Raw genomic sequence first — 21,108 nt, 5'->3', positions numbered from 1 at the left:
ACGGCAGGCGTCCGCCAGCGAGAACACGCCCGCCACATGGGCCGCGGTGATCTCCCCGATGGAGTGCCCGGCCACGAAGTCCGGGGTCAGGCCCCACGATTCGGCGAGCCGGAAGAGCGCCACCTCGACGGCGAAGAGCGCGGGCTGGGTCCAGCCGGTCTCGTCGAGCAGTTCCGCCTCGAAGGTGCCGGGATCGGCGAACAGCACTTCACGCAGCGGGAATTCCAGCTCGGTGTCGAGATGCGCCAGGACCGCGTCCAGCGCCTCCGCGAAGACCGGGAACCTGTCGTACAGCTCCCGGCCCATCGCGCCGCGCTGGCTGCCCTGGCCGGAGAAGAGGAACGCGGACCTGCCGGGCGCGCGCCCCGCCGCTCCGCGCGCGCTCTCCCGTACGCCATCGGCGCCGGCGAGCAGGACCGCGCGGTGCGGGAAGACCGTACGGTCGGTGGCGAGGGAGCGGCCGATGTCCAGGGGGGACAGTCCGGGGTGACGGGCGGCGAAGGAGACGAGCCGGTCGATCTGCGCCTGGAGCGCCTCCCGGGTACGGCCGGAGACGATCCAGGGCACAACCGCCGGGGCGGTGCCGGGGGTCGCGGTCCGCTCGGGGGCCGTTTCGGGGGCCGTTTCGGGGGCCGGTGCCTGCTCGACGATGACATGCGCGTTCGTACCGCTGACGCCGAAGGCCGAGACCCCGGCCCGGCGCGGGCGGCCGGTCTCCGGCCACTCCTGCGCCTCCCGCAGCAGCGACACGGCCCCGGAGGACCAGTCGACATGCGCCGAAGGCGTGCCGATGTGCAGGGACTTGGGCAGGGTGCCGTGCCGCATGGCGAGCAGCATCTTGATGACGCCCGCGAAGCCGGCGGCGGCCTGGGTGTGTCCGATGTTCGACTTGACCGTGCCGAGCAGCAGCGGATGTTCCCGGTCGCGGCCATAGGTGCTGAGCAGGGCCTGTGCCTCGATCGGGTCGCCGAGGGTGGTGCCGGTGCCGTGCGCCTCGACGGCATCGATGTCGGCGGGGTTCAGTCCGGCGTCGGCGAGGGCCTGGCGGATGACCCGCTGCTGGGACGGGCCGTTGGGGGCGGTGAGCCCGTTGGACGCGCCGTCCTGGTTGACGGCGGTGGAGCGGATGATGCCATGGACCTCGTGCCCGTTCCGTACGGCGTCGGAGAGCCGCTCCAGCACCAGGATGCCGACGCCCTCGGACCAGGCGGTGCCGTCGGCGCTGTCGGAGAACGCCTTGCACCGTCCGTCGGGGGCGAGACCGCCCTGGGTGGAGAACTCGACGAAGGAGTCGGGGCTTGACATCACGGACACTCCGCCCGCGATCACCAGCGAGCACTCCCCCGCGCTCAGCGCCTTGCCGGCCCAGTCCATGGCGACCAGTGAGGACGAGCACGCGGTGTCGACGGTGACGGCCGGGCCCTCCAGGCCGAGCGCGTAGGAGAGCCGGCCCGACATGACACTGGCGGTGTTGCCGGTGGCCGCGTAGCCCCGTACGTCCGAGGCGGAGCGGCGCAGGACGTCCACATAGTCCTGGCCGTTGGTGCCGACGAAGACGCCGGTGGCGGAGCCGCGCAGCGCGGAGGGATCGATCCCGGCCCGCTCCAGCGCCTCCCAGGTGGTCTCCAGGAGAAGGCGCTGCTGCGGGTCCATCGCGAGGGCCTCGCGCGGGGAGATCCCGAAGAAGCGGGCGTCGAAGTCGGCGACCCCGGTGAGGAATCCGCCTTCGAGGGTGTCCGAGGCGCCCGCGCCGAGAGCCTCGATGTCCCAGCCGCGGTCGGCCGGGAAGGCGGTGATGCCGTCCCTGCCCTCGTCGAGCAGTCGCCACAGCTCCTCGGGCGAGTCGGCGCCGCCGGGGAAGCGGCAGGCCATGCCGACGACGGCGATCGGGTCGTCGTCATGGCCCGCCCGGGACCGGGACGTGCCCGCCGTAGCGGGCGCGGTGGTGTCGGGCAGCGAGCCGAGCAGTTCGGCGAGCAGATGGTCCGCGAGTTCGCGCGGGGTGGGCAGGTCGTAGACGAGGGAAGCGGGCAGGCTCAGCCCGGTCGACGCGGCGAGTCCGTTGCGGAGTTCGAGGGTGGTCAGCGAGTCGAAGCCCAGATCGCGGAAGGCCCGGTCGTCGTCGACGGCCCGTGCGTCGGAGTGGCCGAGGACGGCGGCCACCTGGGTACGCAGCAGATCGAGCACATGTCCGGCGCGCTCGGCCTCGGGCAGCGCGGCGAGCCGCTGCCGCAGCTCGGTCTCCCCGGCGGCGGTGCCGTCGGCGGGCGCGGCGGCCCTCCGTACCTCGGGCAGATCGGCGACGAGCGGCAGCGGCCCGGTCGCGGCGAACGCGCGGGCGAACCGGCTCCAGTCGATGTCGGCGACGGCAAGGGCCGTGTCGTCGTGCTCGACCGCCAGGAGCAGCGCGCGTACGGCGGGTTCGGGCGCGAGGGGTTCGAATCCGCCGCGCCGTACCCGGCTCTCGATCTCGGCGGTGCCCGCGACCATGCCGGATCCGGCCCAGGGGCCCCAGGCGAGGGAGAGCGCGGTGAGGCCGTGGGCGCGCCGGTACTCGGCGAGGGCGTCCAGATAGGCGTTGGCGGCGGCGTAGTTGCCCTGGCCCGCCGCGCCGATGACCCCGGCGGTGGAGGAGAAGAGGACGAACGCCGCGAGATCCAGGTCGGCGGTCAGCTCATGGAGGTGGCGGGCCGCGACGACCTTGGAGCGGAGTACGGCGGTGAAGGCGTCCGGGGTCAGCGCGTCCACGGTGGTGTCCTCGACGACTCCGGCCGTGTGGATCACGGCGGTGAGCGGGGCGTCGTCGGGGACGGAGGCGAGCAGGGCGGCCAGGGCGTCGCGGTCCGCGACATCGCAGGCGGCCACGGTGACGCGGGCGCCCAGTTCCTCCAGTTCGGCGCGGAGTTCCGGGGCGCCGGGGGCGGCCTCGCCGCGCCGTCCCGCGAGCAGCAGATGGCCGGCGCCGTCGTGGGCGAGCCGCCGGGCGACATGCCCGCCGAGACCGCCGAGACCGCCGGTGATCAGGACGGTTCCCCCGGGGCCGAACGGGCGCCGCCCGCCCGCGGGTCCGGCCGGCGAGCGGTCGGGCGCGGGGCTGTGGACGAGGCGCCGTACGAAGACGCCGGAGGCGCGTACGGCGGTCTCGTTCTCGCCGTCGGTTCCGGCCAGGACGCTCCTGAACCGGCGGGCGGCCTGGGTGTCGAGCCGCTCGGGCAGATCGACGGAGCCGCCCCAGCGGCCGGGCCGCTCCAGGGCGACCGTACGGCCGAGTCCCCAGACGGCGGCCTGGTCGAGGCTGATCACATGCTCGGAGCGGCCGACGGACACCGCGCCCCGGGTGACGCTCCACAGCGGCGCGTCGATCCCGGCGTCGCCGAGGGCCTGGGCGCCGAGGGCCGTCAGGGTCAGGGCGGCGGGCACCTCGGGGTGGGCGGCGCCGTCGTGGCCGACAAGGGCCAGCAGGGACAGGGCGCCCGCGAACTCGGCTCCCTCGCCCCGCAGTCCGGCCAGTCGCGCGGCGAGCGCGGCCCGGTCGTCGGTGCCGGTGACCTCGACGAGGACGGTCTCCGTACCGAGCGCGGCGACGACCTCGGCGGCCCACGCGGCGTCCTCCGTACGCGCCGGGGCCAGGACCAGCCAGCGGCCGGACAGTACGGCGGGCGCGGTCGAGCCGGACCTCGGTTTCCAGGTGACCCGGTAGCGCCAGCCGTCCACGGCGGACTGCTCGCCGCGGCGGCGGCGCCAGGCGGTGAGGGCGGGGACCATCGCGGTGACCGTGGTGTCGTCCAGACCGAGCGTGGCGGCCAGTTCGGTCACGTCGTCGCGTTCCACCGCCGACCAGAACTCGGCGTCCAGCGCGTTCGCGCCGGTCCCGGGGCCGGTGGTGTCATCGGCCGCGGCCTCGGGCCAGTAGCGCTCGCGCTGGAAGGCGTACGTCGGCAGTTCGACCCGGCGCGCTCCGCTGTCCGCGAAGAAGGCGCGCCAGTCGATGTCCACACCGTTGACCTGGGCGCCCGCCAGCGCGGTGGTGAGGGCACGCACCTCGGGGCGGCCGGCCCGCAGCAGCGGCAGCAGGGCGGTGCGGGAGTCGTCGGGCAGGCTCTCGCGGGCCATGCCGCTGAGCACACCGTCGGGGCCGAGTTCCAGGAAGGTCCGTACGCCGCCGCGCTCCGACAGCCAGGCGATCCCGTCGCCGAAGCGTACGGCCGTACGGACGTGGCGGACCCAGTACTCGGGCGTGCACACCTGGTCGGCGGCGGCGAGCGCCCCCGTCACGTTCGACACGAACGGGATGACCGGCGGATGGTAGGTGACGCTCCGCGCGACCTGCGCGAAGTCGTCGAGCATGGCGTCCATCAGCGGCGAGTGGAAGGCGTGCGAGACCCGTAGCCGCTTGGTCTTGCGGCCCTCGGCCCCGAGGGCCGCTGCGATGTCCAGGACGGGGTCCTCGGCACCCGCGACGACCACCGAGGCGGGCCCGTTGACGGCCGCGACCGAGACCTGGCCCGCGGCCTCCGCGAGCAGCGGCAGGACCTCCTCCTCGGTGGCCTGGACCGCGATCATCGCGCCGCCCTCGGGCAGCGCCTGCATCAGCCGGCCGCGCGCGGCCACCAGCGTGCAGGCGTCGGCCAGGGAGAGCACGCCCGCGGCGTGGGCGGCGGCGAGTTCGCCGATGGAGTGCCCGGCGAGATAGTCGGGGGTGAGGCCCCAGGACTCGGCGAGGCGGAACAGCGCGACCTCGATGGCGAACAGCGCGGGCTGGGCGTACCCGGTCCGGTCCAGCAGCGCGGCCTCGGGCGAGCCCTCGGCGGCGAACATGATCTCGCGCAGCGGGCGGTCCAGCTCGCCGTCCACATGGGCCAGTACGGCGTCGAGCGCGTCGGCGAACACGGGGAACCGGTCGTACAGTTCGCGTCCCATGCCGGGGCGCTGGCTGCCCTGGCCGGTGAACAGGAACGCCGTACGGCCACGGCCCGTACCGCCCTGGACCACTCCGGGTCCCGGCAGTCCGTCGCGCAGTGCCAGCAGTCCGCGCAGCAGTTCGTCGCGCTCCTCCGCCACGACGGCGGCCCGGTGGTCCAGGCTCGCCCGTGAAGTGGCCAGGGAGTGGGCGAGGTCGACGAGCCGGGTGCCCGGCCGCTCCTCCACCAGGGCCAGCAGCCGGCCCGCCTGGGCGCGCAGCGCCGCTTCGCTCCGGGCCGAGACCAGTACGGGTACGGCGCCCGGCACCGCTTCGGGGCCGGGTGCTTCGGCGGGCGCGGGATCGGGGGCCGGCGCCTGCTCCAGGATGGCGTGCGCGTTGGTGCCGCTGAGACCGAACGAGGAGATGGCGCCGCGGCGGGGACGTCCGGTCTCCGGCCAGGCGGTCTCCTCGGTCAGCAGGCCGATGGCGCCCGACGACCAGTCGGCGTGCGAGGACGGGGTGTCGATGTGGAGGGACTTCGGTACGACGCCCTCCTGGAGCGCCATCACCATCTTGATCACACTGGCGGCACCGGAGGCCATCTGGGTGTGGCCGATGTTGGACTTGACCGAGCCGAGGAGCAGCGGGCGCTCCGGGTCCCTGTCCTGACCGTAGGTGGTGAGCAGGGCCTGCGCCTCGATGGGGTCGCCCAGCGCGGTGCCGGTGCCGTGGCCCTCGATCACATCGACCTCGGCGGGCCGCAGTCCGGCGTTGGCGAGGGCCTGGCGGATGACCCGCTGCTGGGAGGGGCCGTTGGGGGCGGTGAGCCCGTTGGAGGCGCCGTCCTGGTTGACGGCGCTGCCGCGCACCACGGCCAGCACCTGGTGTCCGTTGCGGCGGGCGTCGGAGAGGCGCTCCAGCAGGACGAGACCGACGCCCTCGGCGAGGGTCATGCCGTCGGCGGAGTCGGCGTACGCCTTGCAGCGCCCGTCGGTGGCGAGGGCCCGCTGCCGGCTGAAGCCGACGAAGGACAGCGGGGTGGACATGATGCTCACGCCGCCGGCCAGCGCGAGGGAGCTCTCGCCGTCGCGCAGTGACTGGCAGGCGAGATGCATCGCGACGAGCGAGGAGGAGCAGGCGGTGTCCAGGGTGACCGCCGGACCCTCGAAGCCGAAGAGGTACGAGACCCGGCCGGACAGGACGCTGGAGAGAGTGCCGGTGATGGCGTGGCCCTCGGAGCCCTCGGCGGTGTTGGGCACGGCCGAGGCGTAGTCCTGGTAGCTGGCGCCGACGAAGGTGCCGGTCATGCTGCCGCGCTGGGCCAGCGGATCGATCCCGGCGTGCTCGAAGGCCTCCCAGGCTGTCTCCAGGAGAAGCCGCTGCTGCGGGTCCATGGAGACCGCTTCGCGCGGCGAGATCCCGAAGAAGCCGGGGTCGAAGTCGGCGACGTCGCGCAGGAATCCGCCCTGCACGGAGTAGGTCTTGCCCTGCCGGTCGGGGTCCGGGTCGTACAGCTTCTCGGCGTCCCAGCCGCGGTCGGCGGGGAAGCCGGAGATGGCGTCGCCGCCCTCCCTGACCAGCCGCCACAGCTCCGCGGAGGAGGTGACACCGCCCGGGTAGCGGCAGCTCATGCCGATGACGGCGATGGGGTCGTCGTCGGCCGCGGAGAGCGAGGCGGTCGCGCCCGAGTCCCCGGCGGCCGTCCCGGCGCCCGCGATCTCGGAGCCGAGGAAGGCGGCCAGCGCGGCGGGGCTGGGGTGGTCGAACACCATGGTGGTGGGCAGGGTCAGCCCGGTCACGGACGCCAGACGGTTGCGCAGCCCGACCGCGGTGAGCGAGTCGAAGCCGACGTCGCGGAACGCGCGCTGGTCCGGCAGGGCGTCGGCGGACGAGAGGCCCAGGACGGCCATGGCCTCCGTGCGGACCGTCTCCAGCAGGAGCCGCTCCTGCTCGGCGCCGGAGAGCCCGCGCAGCCGCGCCACGAACTCCCCTTCCGCGGCCGTGCCGGTGGACCGCTCCGCGGCCTCGGTGATCCGCCGCACCTCGGGCACCTCGGTGAAGAGCGTGGTGGGGCGGCCGGAGGTGTAGACGGGGTAGTAGGTGTCCCAGTCGATGTCGGCGACCGCGAGCACGGTCTCGTCGTCGTCCAGGGCGCGCTTGAGCCCGCTGAGGGCGAGCTGCGGGTCCATGAACTCCAGGCCGCTGCGCCGGATCGACTGCGGATCGACACGGCCGAGCTTGAGGTCGTCGGCCCAGATGCCCCAGGAGAGCGACAGGGCGCGCAGCCCGCGGGCGCGGCGGTGGGCGGCCAGCGCGGCGAGATAGGCGTTGCCCGCCACATAGGCGGCGTGCGCGCCGGTGCCCCACATGCCGGCCGTCGACGAGTAGAGCACGAGGTCGTCCAGCTCCTCGTCGTCGAGGAGTTCGTGCAGCACCTGGGCGCCCGCCACCTTGGCGTGCATGACCCGGGCGAAGGCGTCGAGAGTGGTCTCGGCCAGCGGGTACAGCTCGATCAGCGCGGCGGTGTGGACGACGGTCCGTACCGTACGGCCTTCGGCCCTGAGGTCCGCCAGCAGTGCGGCGACCGCGTCCCGGTCGGTCACATCGCAGGCGGCGACGGTGGCTTCGGTGCCCGACTCGGCGAGTTCCGCGACGAGTTCGGCCGCGCCCGGGGCGTCCATGCCGCGGCGGCTGGTCAGTACGAGATGTCCGGCGCCCTGCGCGGCGAGCCAGCGCGCGAGGTGCGGGGCGAGGGTTCCGGAGCCGCCGGTGATCAGGGTGGTGCCGCGCGGCTGCCAGTCGCGGGCGGGCGCCCGCTCGCCGGCGGCGGCGCGGACGATACGGCGGGTGAACACACCGGAGGACCGGATGGCGAGCTGGTCCTCCTCGCCCAGGGCTCCGGCCAGTACGGATACGAGCCGGTCCGCGGCCCGGTCGTCCAGCGCGGGCGGCAGATCGACGACACCGCCCCAGCGCTGCGGGTGTTCCAGCGCGGCCGTCCAGCCCACCCCCGCCACCTGGGCCTGAACCGGCGAGGTGAGCTCGTCGGAGCGGCCGGTGGAGACGGCGCCCCGGGTCAGGAACCAGAGCGGCGCGTCCACTTCGGCATCGCCCAGCGCCTGCACCAGCGAGACGGTCAGGGCCAGCCCGAGGGACAGACCGGGGTGCAGGGCGCCCGGCTCTTCGGCGGCGGCGAGCGTCGAGGCGATCCCGCTGATCCCGGCGATCTCCTCCAGCCCGGCCAGACGCCCGGCGAGGATCTCGCGGTCCGCGCACGGCTCGTCCAGGACCAGCCGCCGTACCTCCGCGCCCCGGCCGCTCAGCGCGGCCACGGTCTCGCTGTCGTCGGTGCCCTCGGCGGACACCACCAGCCAGGTGCCGGTCAATTGGGCGCGCGGCAGGCTGGTCACCGGGTTCCAGGACTCCCGGTAGCGCCAGGAGTCGACGGTCGTACGGTCCTTGCGCGACCTGCGCCACGACGACAGCGCGGGCAGCACGGCCGCCACCGAACCCTCGTCCGCGCCGAGCGCCGAGGTCAGCGCGGAGACGTCCTCCTGCTCGACCGCCGCCCAGAACTCCTCGTCGGCGGGGTCCGAGGCGAGCGCCCGCTCGGGCTCCGGCGGTACGGCCCAGAGCTGCTCGCGCTGGAAGGCATAGGTGGGCAGATCCACCCGCTGTGCGCCGGTGTCCGCGAGGAGCAGGCTCCAGTCGAACCCGGCCCCGCGGACATACAGCTCGGCGGCCGAGAGCAGGAAGCGCGCGAAACCGCCGTGGTCACGGCGCAGCGTCCCGCCGACGACACCCGGTTCACCGGTCTCGTCGATCATGTCCTGTACGGACATGGCCAGTACGGGGTGCGAGCTGACCTCGACGAACGTACGGTGTCCCGCGCCCAGCAGCTCACGGACGGCGTCGGCGAAGAGGACACGCTGCCGCAGATTGCGGAACCAGTAGCCCGCGTCCATCTCCTCGGTGTCCAGCCACCCACCGGTCATGGTGGAGAAGAACGGCACCTCGGACGCGCGAGGACGTACCGGCTCCAGTACATCGAGGAGTTCGTCCCGCAGATCCTCGACCTGCGCCGAGTGCGACGCGTAGTCCACCGCGATCCGCCGGACCCGTACGTCCTCAGCGGTCAGCTCCGCGAACAGCTCGTCCAGCGCCTCCGGTTCACCCGACACGACCACGGAGCGCGGGCCGTTCACAGCGGCGATCGAGATCCGGTCCGGCCAGGCCTCCAGCCTGCCCTCGACCTCGGCCACCGGAAGCGGCACCGACATCATCCCGCCACGCCCCGCCAGCCGCCGCCCGATCGCCTGGCTCCGCAGCGCCACCACCCGCGCACCGTCCTGGAGCGAGAGCGCCCCGGACACCACGGCGGCGGCGATCTCACCCTGGGAGTGAGCGACGACCGCCGCGGGTTCGACACCGTACGAGCGCCACACCGCCGCGAGCGACACCATCACCGCGAACGACGCCGGCTGCACCACATCCACCCGCTCCAGCGTCGGAGCACCCTCGGCCCCACGCAGCACATCCACCAGCGACCAGTCGACGAACTCGCTCAAAGCCGCCGCGCATTCGGCGATGCGCCCGGCGAAGGCCGGTGATTCATCGAGGAGTTGGGCGCCCATGCCCGCCCACTGCGAACCCTGCCCGGGGAAGACGAACACCGTCTTGCCCTCGACATCGGCGACGCCCCGGGCGACCGCGGCCGACGGCCCGTCCGTCGCGATCGCGCGCAGCGCCTCCACATGGTCCTGGTCCCCGGCGGGGACGAGGACCGCGCGGTGCTCGAAGGCGGCGCGCGACGCGACCAGCGTGTGGGCGACGTCGAGCGGCCTCGGTCCGGGGTCCTGGGTCTCGAGGTACGAGAGGAGCCGCGCGGCCTGTTCGCGCAGCGCCGCACCGGTCCGGCCCGATACGACCCAGGGCAGCGCGCCGCCCGCCACCGGCACCGGCTCGACGGCGGGCGTGGACTCGGCCGGCTCCTCGTCCTCCGGGGCCTGTTCGAGCAGGGTGTGGGCGTTCGTACCGCTGATACCGAAGGAGGAGACCGCGCACCTGCGCGGACGGCCCGTGTCCGGCCACTCCACCGCCTCCGACAGCAGCCGCACCGCACCCGACGACCAGTCCACATGCGACGACGGAACCTCCGCATGCAGCGTCCTCGGCAGAACACCGTTCCGCAGCGCCATCACCATCTTGATCACGCTGGCGACACCCGCGGCGGACTGGGCGTGCCCGATGTTCGACTTGACCGAGCCGAGCAGCAGGGCGTGCTCGGGGTCGCGCTCCCTGCCGTAGGTGGCCATCAGCGCCTGGGCCTCGATGGGGTCGCCGAGGGGGGTGCCGGTGCCGTGCGCCTCCAGGGCGTCCACCTCGTCGGGGGACAGTCCGGCGTTGGCGAGGGCCTGGCGGATGACCCGCTGCTGGGACGGGCCGTTGGGGGCGGTCAGCCCGTTGGACGCGCCGTCCTGGTTGATCGCCGAGCCGCGGATCACCGCGAGGACCGGGTGTCCGTTGCGCCGGGCGTCGGAGAGCCGCTCGACCAGCAGGATGCCGACGCCCTCGGCGAGGGTCATGCCGTCCGCGTCGTCGGAGAAGGCCTTGCAGCGGCCGTCCTGAGCGAGGGCCCGCTGCCTGCTGAAGGCGACGAAGGGCGCGGGGGTCGTCATGATCGTGGCGCCGCCCGCGACGGCCATCGTGGACTCGCCGTTGCGCAGGGACTGGCAGGCGAGGTGCAGGGCGACCAGCGACGACGAGCAGGCCGTGTCGACGGTGACGGCCGGGCCCTCCAGTCCGAAGACATAGGAGAGCCGGCCCGACAGGACGCTGGGGCTGCTGCCGGTGACCATGTGGCCCTCGGCGCCGTCGCCCGCGCCGAGCCCGTACTCCTGGTAGCTGGAGCCGATGAAGGTGCCGGTGAGGCTGCCCCGAACGGCCGCCGGGTCGATTCCGGCGCGCTCGAAGGTCTCCCAGGTGGTCTCCAGCAGCAGCCGCTGCTGGGGGTCCATCACCAGGGCCTCGCGCGGGGAGATCCCGAAGAAGGCGGGGTCGAACGCGTCGGCCTCGTGCAGGAATCCGCCGCGCGTCGAGTACGTACGGCCCTGCCGGTCCGGGTCCGGGTCGAAGAGCGCCTCGGCGTCCCAGCCGCGGTTGACCGGGAACTCGCTGACCGCGTCGGCGCCCCGCACGACCAGGTCCCAGAGCTGCTCGGGCGAGCCCGCCCCGCCGGGGAAGCGGCAGCTCATGCCGATGATGGCGATGGGTTCGTCGTCGGCGGCGCCGGTGGCGACGGGGCCCGCCACCTCCAGGACGGCGCCGAGGATCTCGGCCCGCAGATAGTGGGCCAGCTCCACGGGGGTCGGGTAGTCGAAGACCATGGTGCTGGGCAGGGTGAGACCGGTGATTCCGGCCAGGCGCTTGCGCAGTTCGACGGCGGTGAGCGAGTCGAAGCCGATGTCGCGGAAGGCACGGGCCTCCGGGACACCGTCGGCGGAGCTGTGTCCGAGGACGGCCGCGGCCTCGGACCGTACGAGATCGGTGAGGAGGCGGGTCTGCTCCGGCTCGGCCAGGGCACGTACGCGGGTCGCGAACTCCGAGGCGCCGCCGGTGTCGGCGGCCTGCTCCCCGGCGGCCTCGGCCAGTGCCCGTACCTCGGGCAGGCCGGCGAGCAGGGCGCTGGGGCGGGCGGAGGTGAAGACCGGGGCGTAGCGGTCCCAGTCGATGTCGGCGACCGTGACGGTGGTGTCCTGGGCCAGGACGGCACGGCGCAGTTCGGTGAGGGCGGGGCCGGGCTCCAGGAAGCCGAGGCCCTGGCGCCTGAAGGTGGCGGAGACGGACTCGTCGGCGGCCATGCCGGCTTCGGCCCAGGGGCCCCAGGCGACCGAGGTGGCGGTGAGACCGCGGGCGCGGCGGTGTTCGGCGAGGGCGTCGAGATAGGCGTTGGCCGCTCCGTAGGCGCTCTGGCCGCCGCTGCCCCAGACTCCGGCGATGGAGCCGAAGAGTACGAACAGGTCGAGGTCCCGGTCGCCGAGGAGGGCGTCGAGATGGACGGCCCCGGCGAGCTTCGCCGAGGTGAGATCCGCGAATTCGGCGAGTCCCGTGTCGGCCAGCGGCCCGTACTGTCCGACGCCCGCGGTGTGCACCACTCCGGTGAGCGGGAGTCCGTCGGGGACGGCGGCGAGTACGGCGGCGAGCGCGTCGCGGTCGGCGGCGTCGCAGGCGGTGATGGTGACGCGGGCGCCCAGTTCCTCCAGTTCGGCGCGGAGTTCCGCCGCGCCGGGCGCGTCCGGGCCGCGCCTGCTGGTCAGTACGAGGTGCTCGGCGCCGGATCGGGCCAGCCAGCGGCCCACCTCGGCGCCGAGGCCGCCGGTGCCGCCGGTGACGAGTACGGTGCCGCGTGCGGTGAACTCACGGGCGGCGGGCAGCTCTTCGACCGCGTGCCGGACGAGCCTGCGGCCGCTGACACCCGACGCGCGCAGCGCCACCTGGTCCTCGCCGTCGGGGGCGTCCTTGGTGGCGAGCAGTCCGGCCAGGCGCTGTGCGGCCTGCTGGTCGAAGGTCTCCGGCAGGTCGACCAGGCCGCCCCACAGCCGGGGGTATTCCAGCGCGACGGTCCTGCCGAGGCCCCAGGCGGTGGCCTGGGCGGGGTGGGTGAGCGGGTCGCCGGGCCCGGTGGACACGGCACCCCGGGTGGCGGTCCAGAGGCGTCCCCGCGCGGAGGTGTCGCCCAGTGCCTGGACGAGGGCGACCGTCAGGGCGAGACCGTCGGTGAGCGGCGGGTGCGCGGCGCTCGGCCGCTCGTCGAGCGGCAGTACGGACAGCACACCGGCCGTGCCGTCGTACTCCTCGACGGCGAGCAGCCGTTCGGCGAGGACGGCCCGGTCGGCGCAGGAGGCGTCGAGGACCAGCTGGCGTACGCGGGCGCCGTGCGCGCCGAGCGCGCCGGCCAGGTCGTCGCAGAGGGTCCGGTCGACGGCGTCGGTGGTGACGAGGAGCCAGGTGCCGTCCAGGACGGGGGCGGCGGGCCTGCGCAGCGCGGTCCATTCGGTGCGGTAGCGCAGGGAGTCGAGGAGGGTCTTCTCCTTCGCGCCGCGCCGCCAGGAGGTCAGTGCGGGCAGCAGGGAGCCGAGCGAGTCGTGCTCCTGCTCGCCGAGGCCGAGGATCGTGGCGAGTTCGTCGGCGTCGCCGCGCTCCACGGCGGCCCAGAGGCGCTGGTCCCCGGGGTCCGCCGGGCTCTCGGCGAGGCCCGGCCGGGTGAGCTGCGGCCAGTAGAACCCGTGCTGGAAGGCGTAGGTCGGCAGGTCCACCCGCCGGGCGTCGCTGTCCGCGAAGTAGGCCCGCCAGTCCGATGCGACGCCGTGCGTCTGGAGCAGGGCCAGCGCGGTGGTGACGGCGACTTCCTCCGTACGGTCGGCCCGGAGCAGCGGGACGAGCGCCGCGTCGTCGGAGTCGCCCAGGGTGTCCCGTGCCATCGCGGAGAGCGCCCCGCCGGGGCCCAGCTCCAGGAAGGTGGTCACGCCCGCCTCGCGCAGGGTCCTCACGCAGTCGGCGAAGCGGACCGCTTCCCGGACATGGGCGGTCCAGTACTCCGGGGAGCCGACCTGCTCGGCGGTGGCGGGGGTGCCGGTCAGATTCGAGATCAGCGGGATCTCTGGCGCGGAGTAGCCGAGTCCCGCGGCGACGGCACGGAACGCGTCGAGCATCCCGGCCATGCGCGGCGAGTGGAAGGCATGGCTCACCCGCAGGCGCTTGGTCTTGCGCCCCTGGGCCTCGAAGGAGGCGGCGATCTCCAGGACGGCGTCCTCGTCCCCGGAGAGGACGACGGACTCCGGGCCGTTGACGGCGGCGACCGACACCCGCTCGGACAGTCCGGACAGCAGCGGGGTGATCTCCTCCTCGCCCGCCTGTACGGCGACCATCGCGCCGCCGGAGGGCAGGGCCTGCATCAGCCTGGCGCGGGCCGCGACCAGGGCGCAGGCGTCGGCGAGCGACAGCACGCCCGAGCAATGGGCGGCGGCGAGTTCACCGATCGAGTGGCCCGCCACATAGTCCGGCCTGACACCCCAGGACCGTACGAGCCGGAACAGCGCGACCTCGACCGCGAACAGGGCGGGCTGGGTCCAGCCGGTCTCGTCGAGCAGCGCCGCCTCGGCGGTGTCCGGAACGGCGAACAGCACCTCGCGCAGCGGGCGGTCCAGCAGCGGATCGAGTACGGCGGTGATCTCGTCGAGAGCCTCGGCGAACACCGGGTGGCGCTCGTACAGTTCGCGGCCCATGGCGGGCCGCTGGCTGCCCTGGCCGGTGAACAGGAACGCCGTCCTGCCGCGCCGGGCCGCCTCGCCCTCGACGAGCGCGGCGTCGGGGCGGTCGGTGGCCAGCGCGGCCAGTGACCTGAGCAGGGTGTCGCGGTCGGTGGCGACGACGACGGCGCGCTGGTCGAAGTGCGAGCGGGTGGTGGCGAGCGAGAAGGCGCCGTCCGTCAGGTCGAGTCCGGGGCGCTCCCGTACGTACGAGAGCAGCCGGGCCGCCTGCCCGCGCAGGGCGTCCCGGGTACGGCCGGAGATCAGCCACGGGACGGCGGCGGGGCACGGTCCGGCGGGCACGGGGGTCTTTGCCCGCGAGATCGCCGGGGCCTGCTCGATGATGGTGTGCACATTGGTGCCGCTGATGCCGAAGGAGGAGATCCCGGCCCGGCGCGGGCGGCCGGTCTCGGGCCAGGGTGTCTGCTCCGTCAGCAGTTCCACCGCGCCCTCGGACCAGTCGACGTGTGAGGAGGGCGTATCGGCGTGGAGGGTCCGGGGCAGCGTGCCGTACCGCATCGCCATGATCATCTTGATGACGCCCGCGACACCGGCCGCCGCCTGGGTGTGCCCGATGTTGGACTTGACCGAGCCGAGCAGCAGTGGCCGCTCCGGATCGCGGTCACGCCCGTACGCGGCGAGCAGGGCCTGTGCCTCGATCGGGTCGCCGAGGGTGGTGCCCGTGCCATGGGCCTCGACCGCGTCGACATCCTCCGGCGTCAGCCCGCCGGCCGCGAGAGCCTGCCGGATGACCCGCTGCTGGGAGGGGCCGTTGGGGGCGGTCAGACCGTTGGAGGCGCCGTCCTGGTTGACGGCGCTGCCGCGTACGACGGCCAGGATCTCGTGCCCGTTGCGCCGGGCGTCCGAGAGCCGCTCCAGGACGAGCATGCCGACGCCCTCGGCCCAGCCGACCCCGTCGGCCGCGTCGGAGAACGCCTTGCAGCGGCCGTCGGGCGAGAGCCCGCGCTGTCGGGAGAAGTCCACGAACACCGACGGTGTCGACATGACGGTCACTCCGCCGGCCAGTGCCAGCGAGCATTCACCGCTGCGCAGCGCCTGCATCGCCCAGTGCATGGCGACGAGCGACGAGGAGCACGCCGTGTCGACGGTCACGGCCGGGCCTTCCAGGCCCAGGGTGTACGAGACCCGGCCGGAGGCCAGGCTCGGTGAGCTGCCGCTGCCCTGGAAGCCCTCGAACTCGGGGCTCGCGAGGACCGCGCTGTAGTCGCTGTACATCACCCCGGCGAACACGCCCGTCGCGCTGCCGCGCAGCGACAGCGGGTCCACACCGGCCCGCTCGACGGCCTCCCAGGAGGCCTCCAGCAGCAGCCGCTGCTGCGAGTCCGTCGCCAGTGCCTCGCGCGGGCTCATCCCGAAGAACTCGGGGTCGAACTCGCCCGCCTCGTGCAGGAATCCGCCGGAGCGGGTGTACGCCGTACCGGAGTGGTCCGGGTCCGGGTGGTAGAGGGAGTCCAGGTCCCAGCCGCGGTTGGCGGGGAAGCCGGAGATCGCGTCCGTACCCTCGGTGACCAGCCGCCACAGGTCCTCCGGCGACTCCACCCCGCCCGGATAGCGGCACGCCATGCCCACGACCACGATCGGGTCGTCGGCCACGGCGGCGGTGCGCGCCGGCTCGGGGGCGGCCAACGCGCTGTCCGCGCCGAGCAGTTCGTCCAGGATGTAGGTGGCGAGGTGCCGTACGGTCGGGTAGTCGAAGACCAGGGTGGCGGGCAGCCGGAGTCCGGTCACGGTGGTGAGCCGGTTGCGCAGCTCGACCGCCGTGAGGGAGTCGAAGCCCAGCTCGCGGAAGGCGCGGCCCGCGTCGATGTCCTCGCCGCCGGCGTGGCCGAGGACGAGGGCGACCTGTCCGCGGACCAGGTCGAGCAGCAGATCGGCGCGGTCGATCTCGTCGAGCCGGCCGAGCCGCTGGACCAGACCGCCCGCGGTGGCGGAGCCGGAGACCGCGGCCCTGCGGGAGCGGGTACGGATCAACGACCGCAGCACCGACGGGACTTCGCCCGCGGCGCGCAGGGCCGGCAGATCGAGCCGTACGGGGACGAGCGCGGCCTCACCGGTCGCCAGCGCCGCGTCGAACAGCGCCGTGCCCTGCTCCACGGACAGCGGCGGGACCCCGGAGCGGGCCAGCCGCTCGGCCTCGGAGTCGGCAAGGGTGCCGGTCATTCCGCCGGTACGGTCCCAGGGGCCCCAGGCCAGCGAGGTGCCGGGCAGCCCCTCGGCCCGGCGGCGCTCGGCCAGGGCGTCCAGGAAGGCGTTGCCGGCCGCGTAGTTGCCCTGTCCCGCGCTGCCGAGGACTCCGGCGAGGGAGGAGAAGAGGACAAAGGCGGTCAGGCCGAGGTCGCGGGTCAGTTCATGCAGATGCCAGGCCGCGTCGGCTTTCGGGCGCAGCACGGTGTCCAGCCGCTCTGGGGTGAGCGAGCCGATCACTCCGTCGTCCAGGACGCCCGCGGTGTGCACGACGGCGGAGACGGTGTGCCCGGCGAGCAGGTCCGCCAGGGCTTCGCGGTCCGCCGCGTCGCAGGCGGCGACGGCCACGTCGGCGCCCTGGGCGGTGAGTTCGGCGACGAGTTCACCGGCGCCCTCGGCGGCGGGTCCGCGGCGGCTGACCAGCAGGAGCTTCCGTACGCCATGCCCGGCGACGAGATGCCGGGCGAAGACCGCGCCCAGACCGCCCGTACCGCCGGTGATCAGGACCCGGCCGTCGCCGTCCCAGACGGGGGCGGCCGGGGTGTCGCCGGGCACTGCGCGGACCAGGCGTCCGGCGCGGATCTCATCGCCGCGGACGATCAGTTGGGGTTCGTCAGAACCGAGGGCCGTCGGCGGCAGCGCGACCGGTCCCTCGGGGTCCAGGTCCAGGAGCCGGAAGGCGCCAGGGTGTTCGGACTGCGCGGAGCGCACCAGGCCCCAGACGGCGGCCGCCGCCGGGTCGTGCCCGCCGACCGCGCCGCGGGTCACGAACACCAGCCGGGATCCGGCGAACCGCTCCTCGGCGAGCCAGGTCCGCGCCGCCGCCAGGGCGTCCGCCGTCAGGGTGTGGGCCTCGGCGGCGCCGGGCTCACCGGTGAGGGTCATCAGTACGGTTTGGGGGACCGCGGTCAGCGCGGCCAGTGCCGCCAGGTCCGGGTGGTTACCGGCCTCCGCGAGTGCCGGGTCCGCGGCGAGTCCGAACGCGTCGGGGCCCACGAGGGCGATGGACGCGGGCGCGGGCGCGGTGGTCCTCGGTGCCACCCAGTCCAGCGCGAAGAGCGCGTCCCGGGCGGCGTCCCCGAGCGGCTGTCCCGCGACCGGGCGCAGCACCAGCGAGTCCACGGAGACGACGGGCTCGCCCGCGGCGTCGGCCACGGTGAGGGAGACCGCGTCCTCGGCGACCGGGGCGAGCCGTACCCGTAGCGCGGTGGCGCCCGTCGCGTACAGCGAGACGCCCTCCCAGGAGAAGGGCAGCCCGCCCCGGCTCTCCGCGCCGAGTTCTATGAAGGACGAGGCGTGCAGGGCCGCGTCGAGCAGCGCGGGGTGCAGCCCGAAGGCCTCGGCGTCGGCCTCGCCGCCCTCGGGCAGGGCGACCTCGGCGTACACCTCGCCGTCGCGCCGCCAGACGGAGCGCAGACCGCGGAAGACCGGGCCGTACGCGAATCCGTCGTCGGCGAGCCGCTCGTACAGCCCGTCGGTGTCGACCGGTTCGGCTCCGGCCGGGGGCCACACGGAGGCGTCGAAGCCGGTGCCCCCCTCACTGAGCGCGAGCACACCGGTGGCGTGCGGGGTCCATGCGGCGGTGTCGTCGCCGTTGTCGGGGCGGGAGTGGACATGGACGGTACGGCGTCCGGAGTCGTCGGGGGCGCCCGCCCAGAGCTGGACCTGCACGCCGCCGTGCTCGGGGAGGACCAGCGGGGCGGCCAGGGTGAGTTCCTCGACGCGGTCGCAGCCGACCTCGTCCCCGGCGCGCACGGCGAGTTCGAGGAAGGCGGTGCCGGGAAGCAGGGTGGTGCCGCGCACGGCGTGGTCGGCGAGCCAGGGGTGGGACTGGAGCGAGAGCCGGCCGGTGAGCAGGACGCCCTCGGAGCCGGCGAGGGACACGGCGGCGGAGAGCAGCGGGTGGCGGGCGGCGCCGAGCCCCGCGGCCCGCAGGTCGGCGGTGTGGCCCTGGACGCCCTTGGGCCAGTACCTGCGGCGTTGGAAGGCGTAGGTGGGGAGGTCGGTACGGCGCGCTCCGGTGGCGGCGAAGTACGCGTCCCAGCGGACGGCGGCCCCGCGCACCTGGAGTCCGGCCAGGGCCGCGGTGAGGGTGTGGATCTCGCGGCGGCCGGCGCGCAGCGCGGGAAGCACGACCGGGTCCCCGGCGGTGTCCGCGGCCTCGACGCACTCCTGGGTCATCGCGGAGAGCACGCCGTCGGGGCCGAGTTCGAGGAAGTCGGTGACTCCGTGGCCGAGCAGCCAGGCGACGCCGTCCGCGTACCGTACGGCCCTGCGGACATGGTCCGCCCAGTAGTCGGCGGAGGTGACCTGGGCGACCGTCGCGGGCTCGCCGGTGACATTGGAGACGAACGGCAGAAGCGGGGCCTGGAGGGTCAGGCCCGCGACGACGGCGCGGAACTCGTCGAGCACCGGCTCCATGAGCGGGGAGTGGAAGGCGTGCGAGACACGGAGCCGCCTGGTCCTGCGGCCGTCCTCCGCCAGCCGTGCCGCGATCCCGGTGACGGCGTCCTCCTCGCCGGCGAGGACGAGCGCGGAGGGGCCGTTGACAGCGGCGACGGACACGGTGTCCTCGTGTCCGGCGAGCAGCGGCGCGACCTCGTCCTCGGTTGCCTGTACGGCGATCATGGCGCCGCCCGCGGGCAGTGCCCCCATCAGCCGGCCGCGGGCGGCGACGAGCGCGGCGGCGTCGGCGAGCGAGAGGACTCCGGCTACATGGGCGGCGGTGATCTCGCCGACCGAGTGGCCGGTGAGGTAGTCGGGCTTGAGGCCCCAGGACTCGACAAGGCGGTAGAGGGCGGTCTCGACGGCGAAGAGCGCGGGCTGCGCGTACTCCGTACGGTTCAGCGCGTCGGCGTCCTCGCCCCACAGGACCTCGCGCAGCGGCCGGTCGAGCAGCGGGTCGAGCGCGTCGAGCACCTCGTCCAGGGCTTGGGCGAACACCGGGAAGCGGGCGTGGAGTTCACGGCCCATGCCGAGGCGCTGGGAGCCCTGGCCGGTGAAGAGGAACGCCAGTTTGCCGTCGCCCCGGGCGGTGCCCTGGACAAGGCCGGCCGGGACGCGGTCCTCGGCGAGCGCGGTCAGTCCGGCGAGCGCGGTGGGCCGGTCGTCGGCGAGGAGCACCGCGCGGTGTTCGAAGCCGGCCCGGGTGGTGGCCAGCGAGTGGGCGGTGTCGAGGACACCGGTCGCGGGGTCGGCCTCCAGCGCCGCCAGCAGCGCGGCGGCCTGGGCGCGCAGCGCGTCCCTGGTCCGGCCCGAGAGCAGCAGGGGTACGGTGCCGGGCTCTGCGGTGTACGGCGGCTCCGCCGGCTGTTCGCCCTCGTCGGTGCTCTCGGGGGCGGGCGGCGCCTCTTCGATGATGGTGTGCGCGTTGGTGCCGCTGATGCCGAAGGAGGAGACGGCGGCCCGCCGGGGCTCTCCCGTCTCGGGCCAGGCGGTGTTCTCGCCGAGGAGACGGACCGCGCCCTGGTCCCAGTCGACATGCGAGGAGGGCTCGTCGGCGAGCAGGGTCCTGGGCAGCACTCCGTGCCGCATCGCCATGACCATCTTGATCACACCGGCGACCCCGGCGGCGGCCTGGGTGTGGCTGATGTTCGACTTGACGGAGCCCAGCAGCAGCGGGCGGTCCCGGTCGCGGCCCTGGCCGTAGGTCGCGAGCAGCGCCTGCGCCTCGACGGGGTCGCCGAGGGTGGTGCCGGTGCCATGGGCCTCGACCGCGTCGATCTGCCCCGGCGAGAGGCGCGAGTTGATCAGGGCCTGGTGGATGACGTCCTGCTGGGAGGGGCCGTTGGGGGCGGTCAGGCCGTTGGAGGCACCGTCCTGGTTGACGGCGCTGCCGCGTACGACGGCGAGGATCTCGTGCCCGTTGCGCCGGGCGTCCGAGAGCCGTTCGAGTACGAGGACGCCGACGCCCTCGGCCCAGCCGGTGCCGTCGGCGGAGTCGCCGAAGGAGCGGCAGCGCCCGTCGGCGGAGAGTCCGCCCTGACGGCCCATCTCGATGAAGGTCCCGGGACTCGACATCACGGTGACACCGCCGGCGAGTGCCAGGGAGCATTCGCCGGAGCGCAGCGCCTGGGTGGCGAGATGGACGGCCACCAGGGAGGACGAGCAGGCGGTGTCGACGGTGACGGCGGGTCCGACCGTACCGAAGGTGTAGGAGATACGTCCGGACAGGACGCTGCCGGTGTTGCCGGTGAGCTGGAATCCCTCGGCGCCGTCGGCGGGCCCGACCCGGTAGTCCTGGGCCATGGCGCCCATGAAGACACCGGTCTGGCTGCCCTTGACCGAGGCCGGGTCGATCCCGGCGCGCTCGAAGGCCTCCCAGGCCGATTCGAGGACGATCCGCTGCTGCGGGTCCATGGCCACGGCCTCGCGCGGCGAGATGCCGAAGAATTCGGCGTCGAAGTCGGGCGCGTCATGCAGGAATCCGCCGGAGGCGGTCGCCGAGCCGGCCAGTGCCTCGGTGTCCCAGCCCCGGTCGGTGGGGAACGCAGAGATGCCGTTCCCGCCGGCCTCGACCATGCGCCACAGGTCCTCCGGGCTGCTGACACCGCCGGGGTAGCGGCAGGTCATCCCGATGATGGCGATCGGCTCCAGAGCGGCCGTCTCCAGTTCGGTGACCCGCTGCCGCGTCCTTCGGAGATCGGCGGTCGCAAGCTTGAGGTAGTCCCGGAGCTTCTGTTCGTTGTCCAT

General features: G+C 74.2%; 1 protein-coding gene (running past one end of the window). It reads right to left on the bottom strand.

Annotated elements, in window-relative coordinates; genetic code table 11:
* Nucleotides 1-21,108: the 5' portion of a type I polyketide synthase gene (locus tag WH07_RS19020; protein WP_046501326.1), read on the bottom strand. The gene continues 7,581 nt to the left of window position 1, outside the view; the window shows 21,108 of its 28,689 coding nt (coding positions 1-21,108); it begins with the start codon at nucleotides 21,106-21,108; its stop codon lies off the left edge, out of view.

Source organism: Streptomyces odonnellii (assembly GCF_000981895.1).
In the GTDB taxonomy this organism is placed as follows: domain Bacteria; phylum Actinomycetota; class Actinomycetes; order Streptomycetales; family Streptomycetaceae; genus Streptomyces; species Streptomyces odonnellii.
This window is presented reverse-complemented; position numbering and strand designations above follow the sequence as displayed.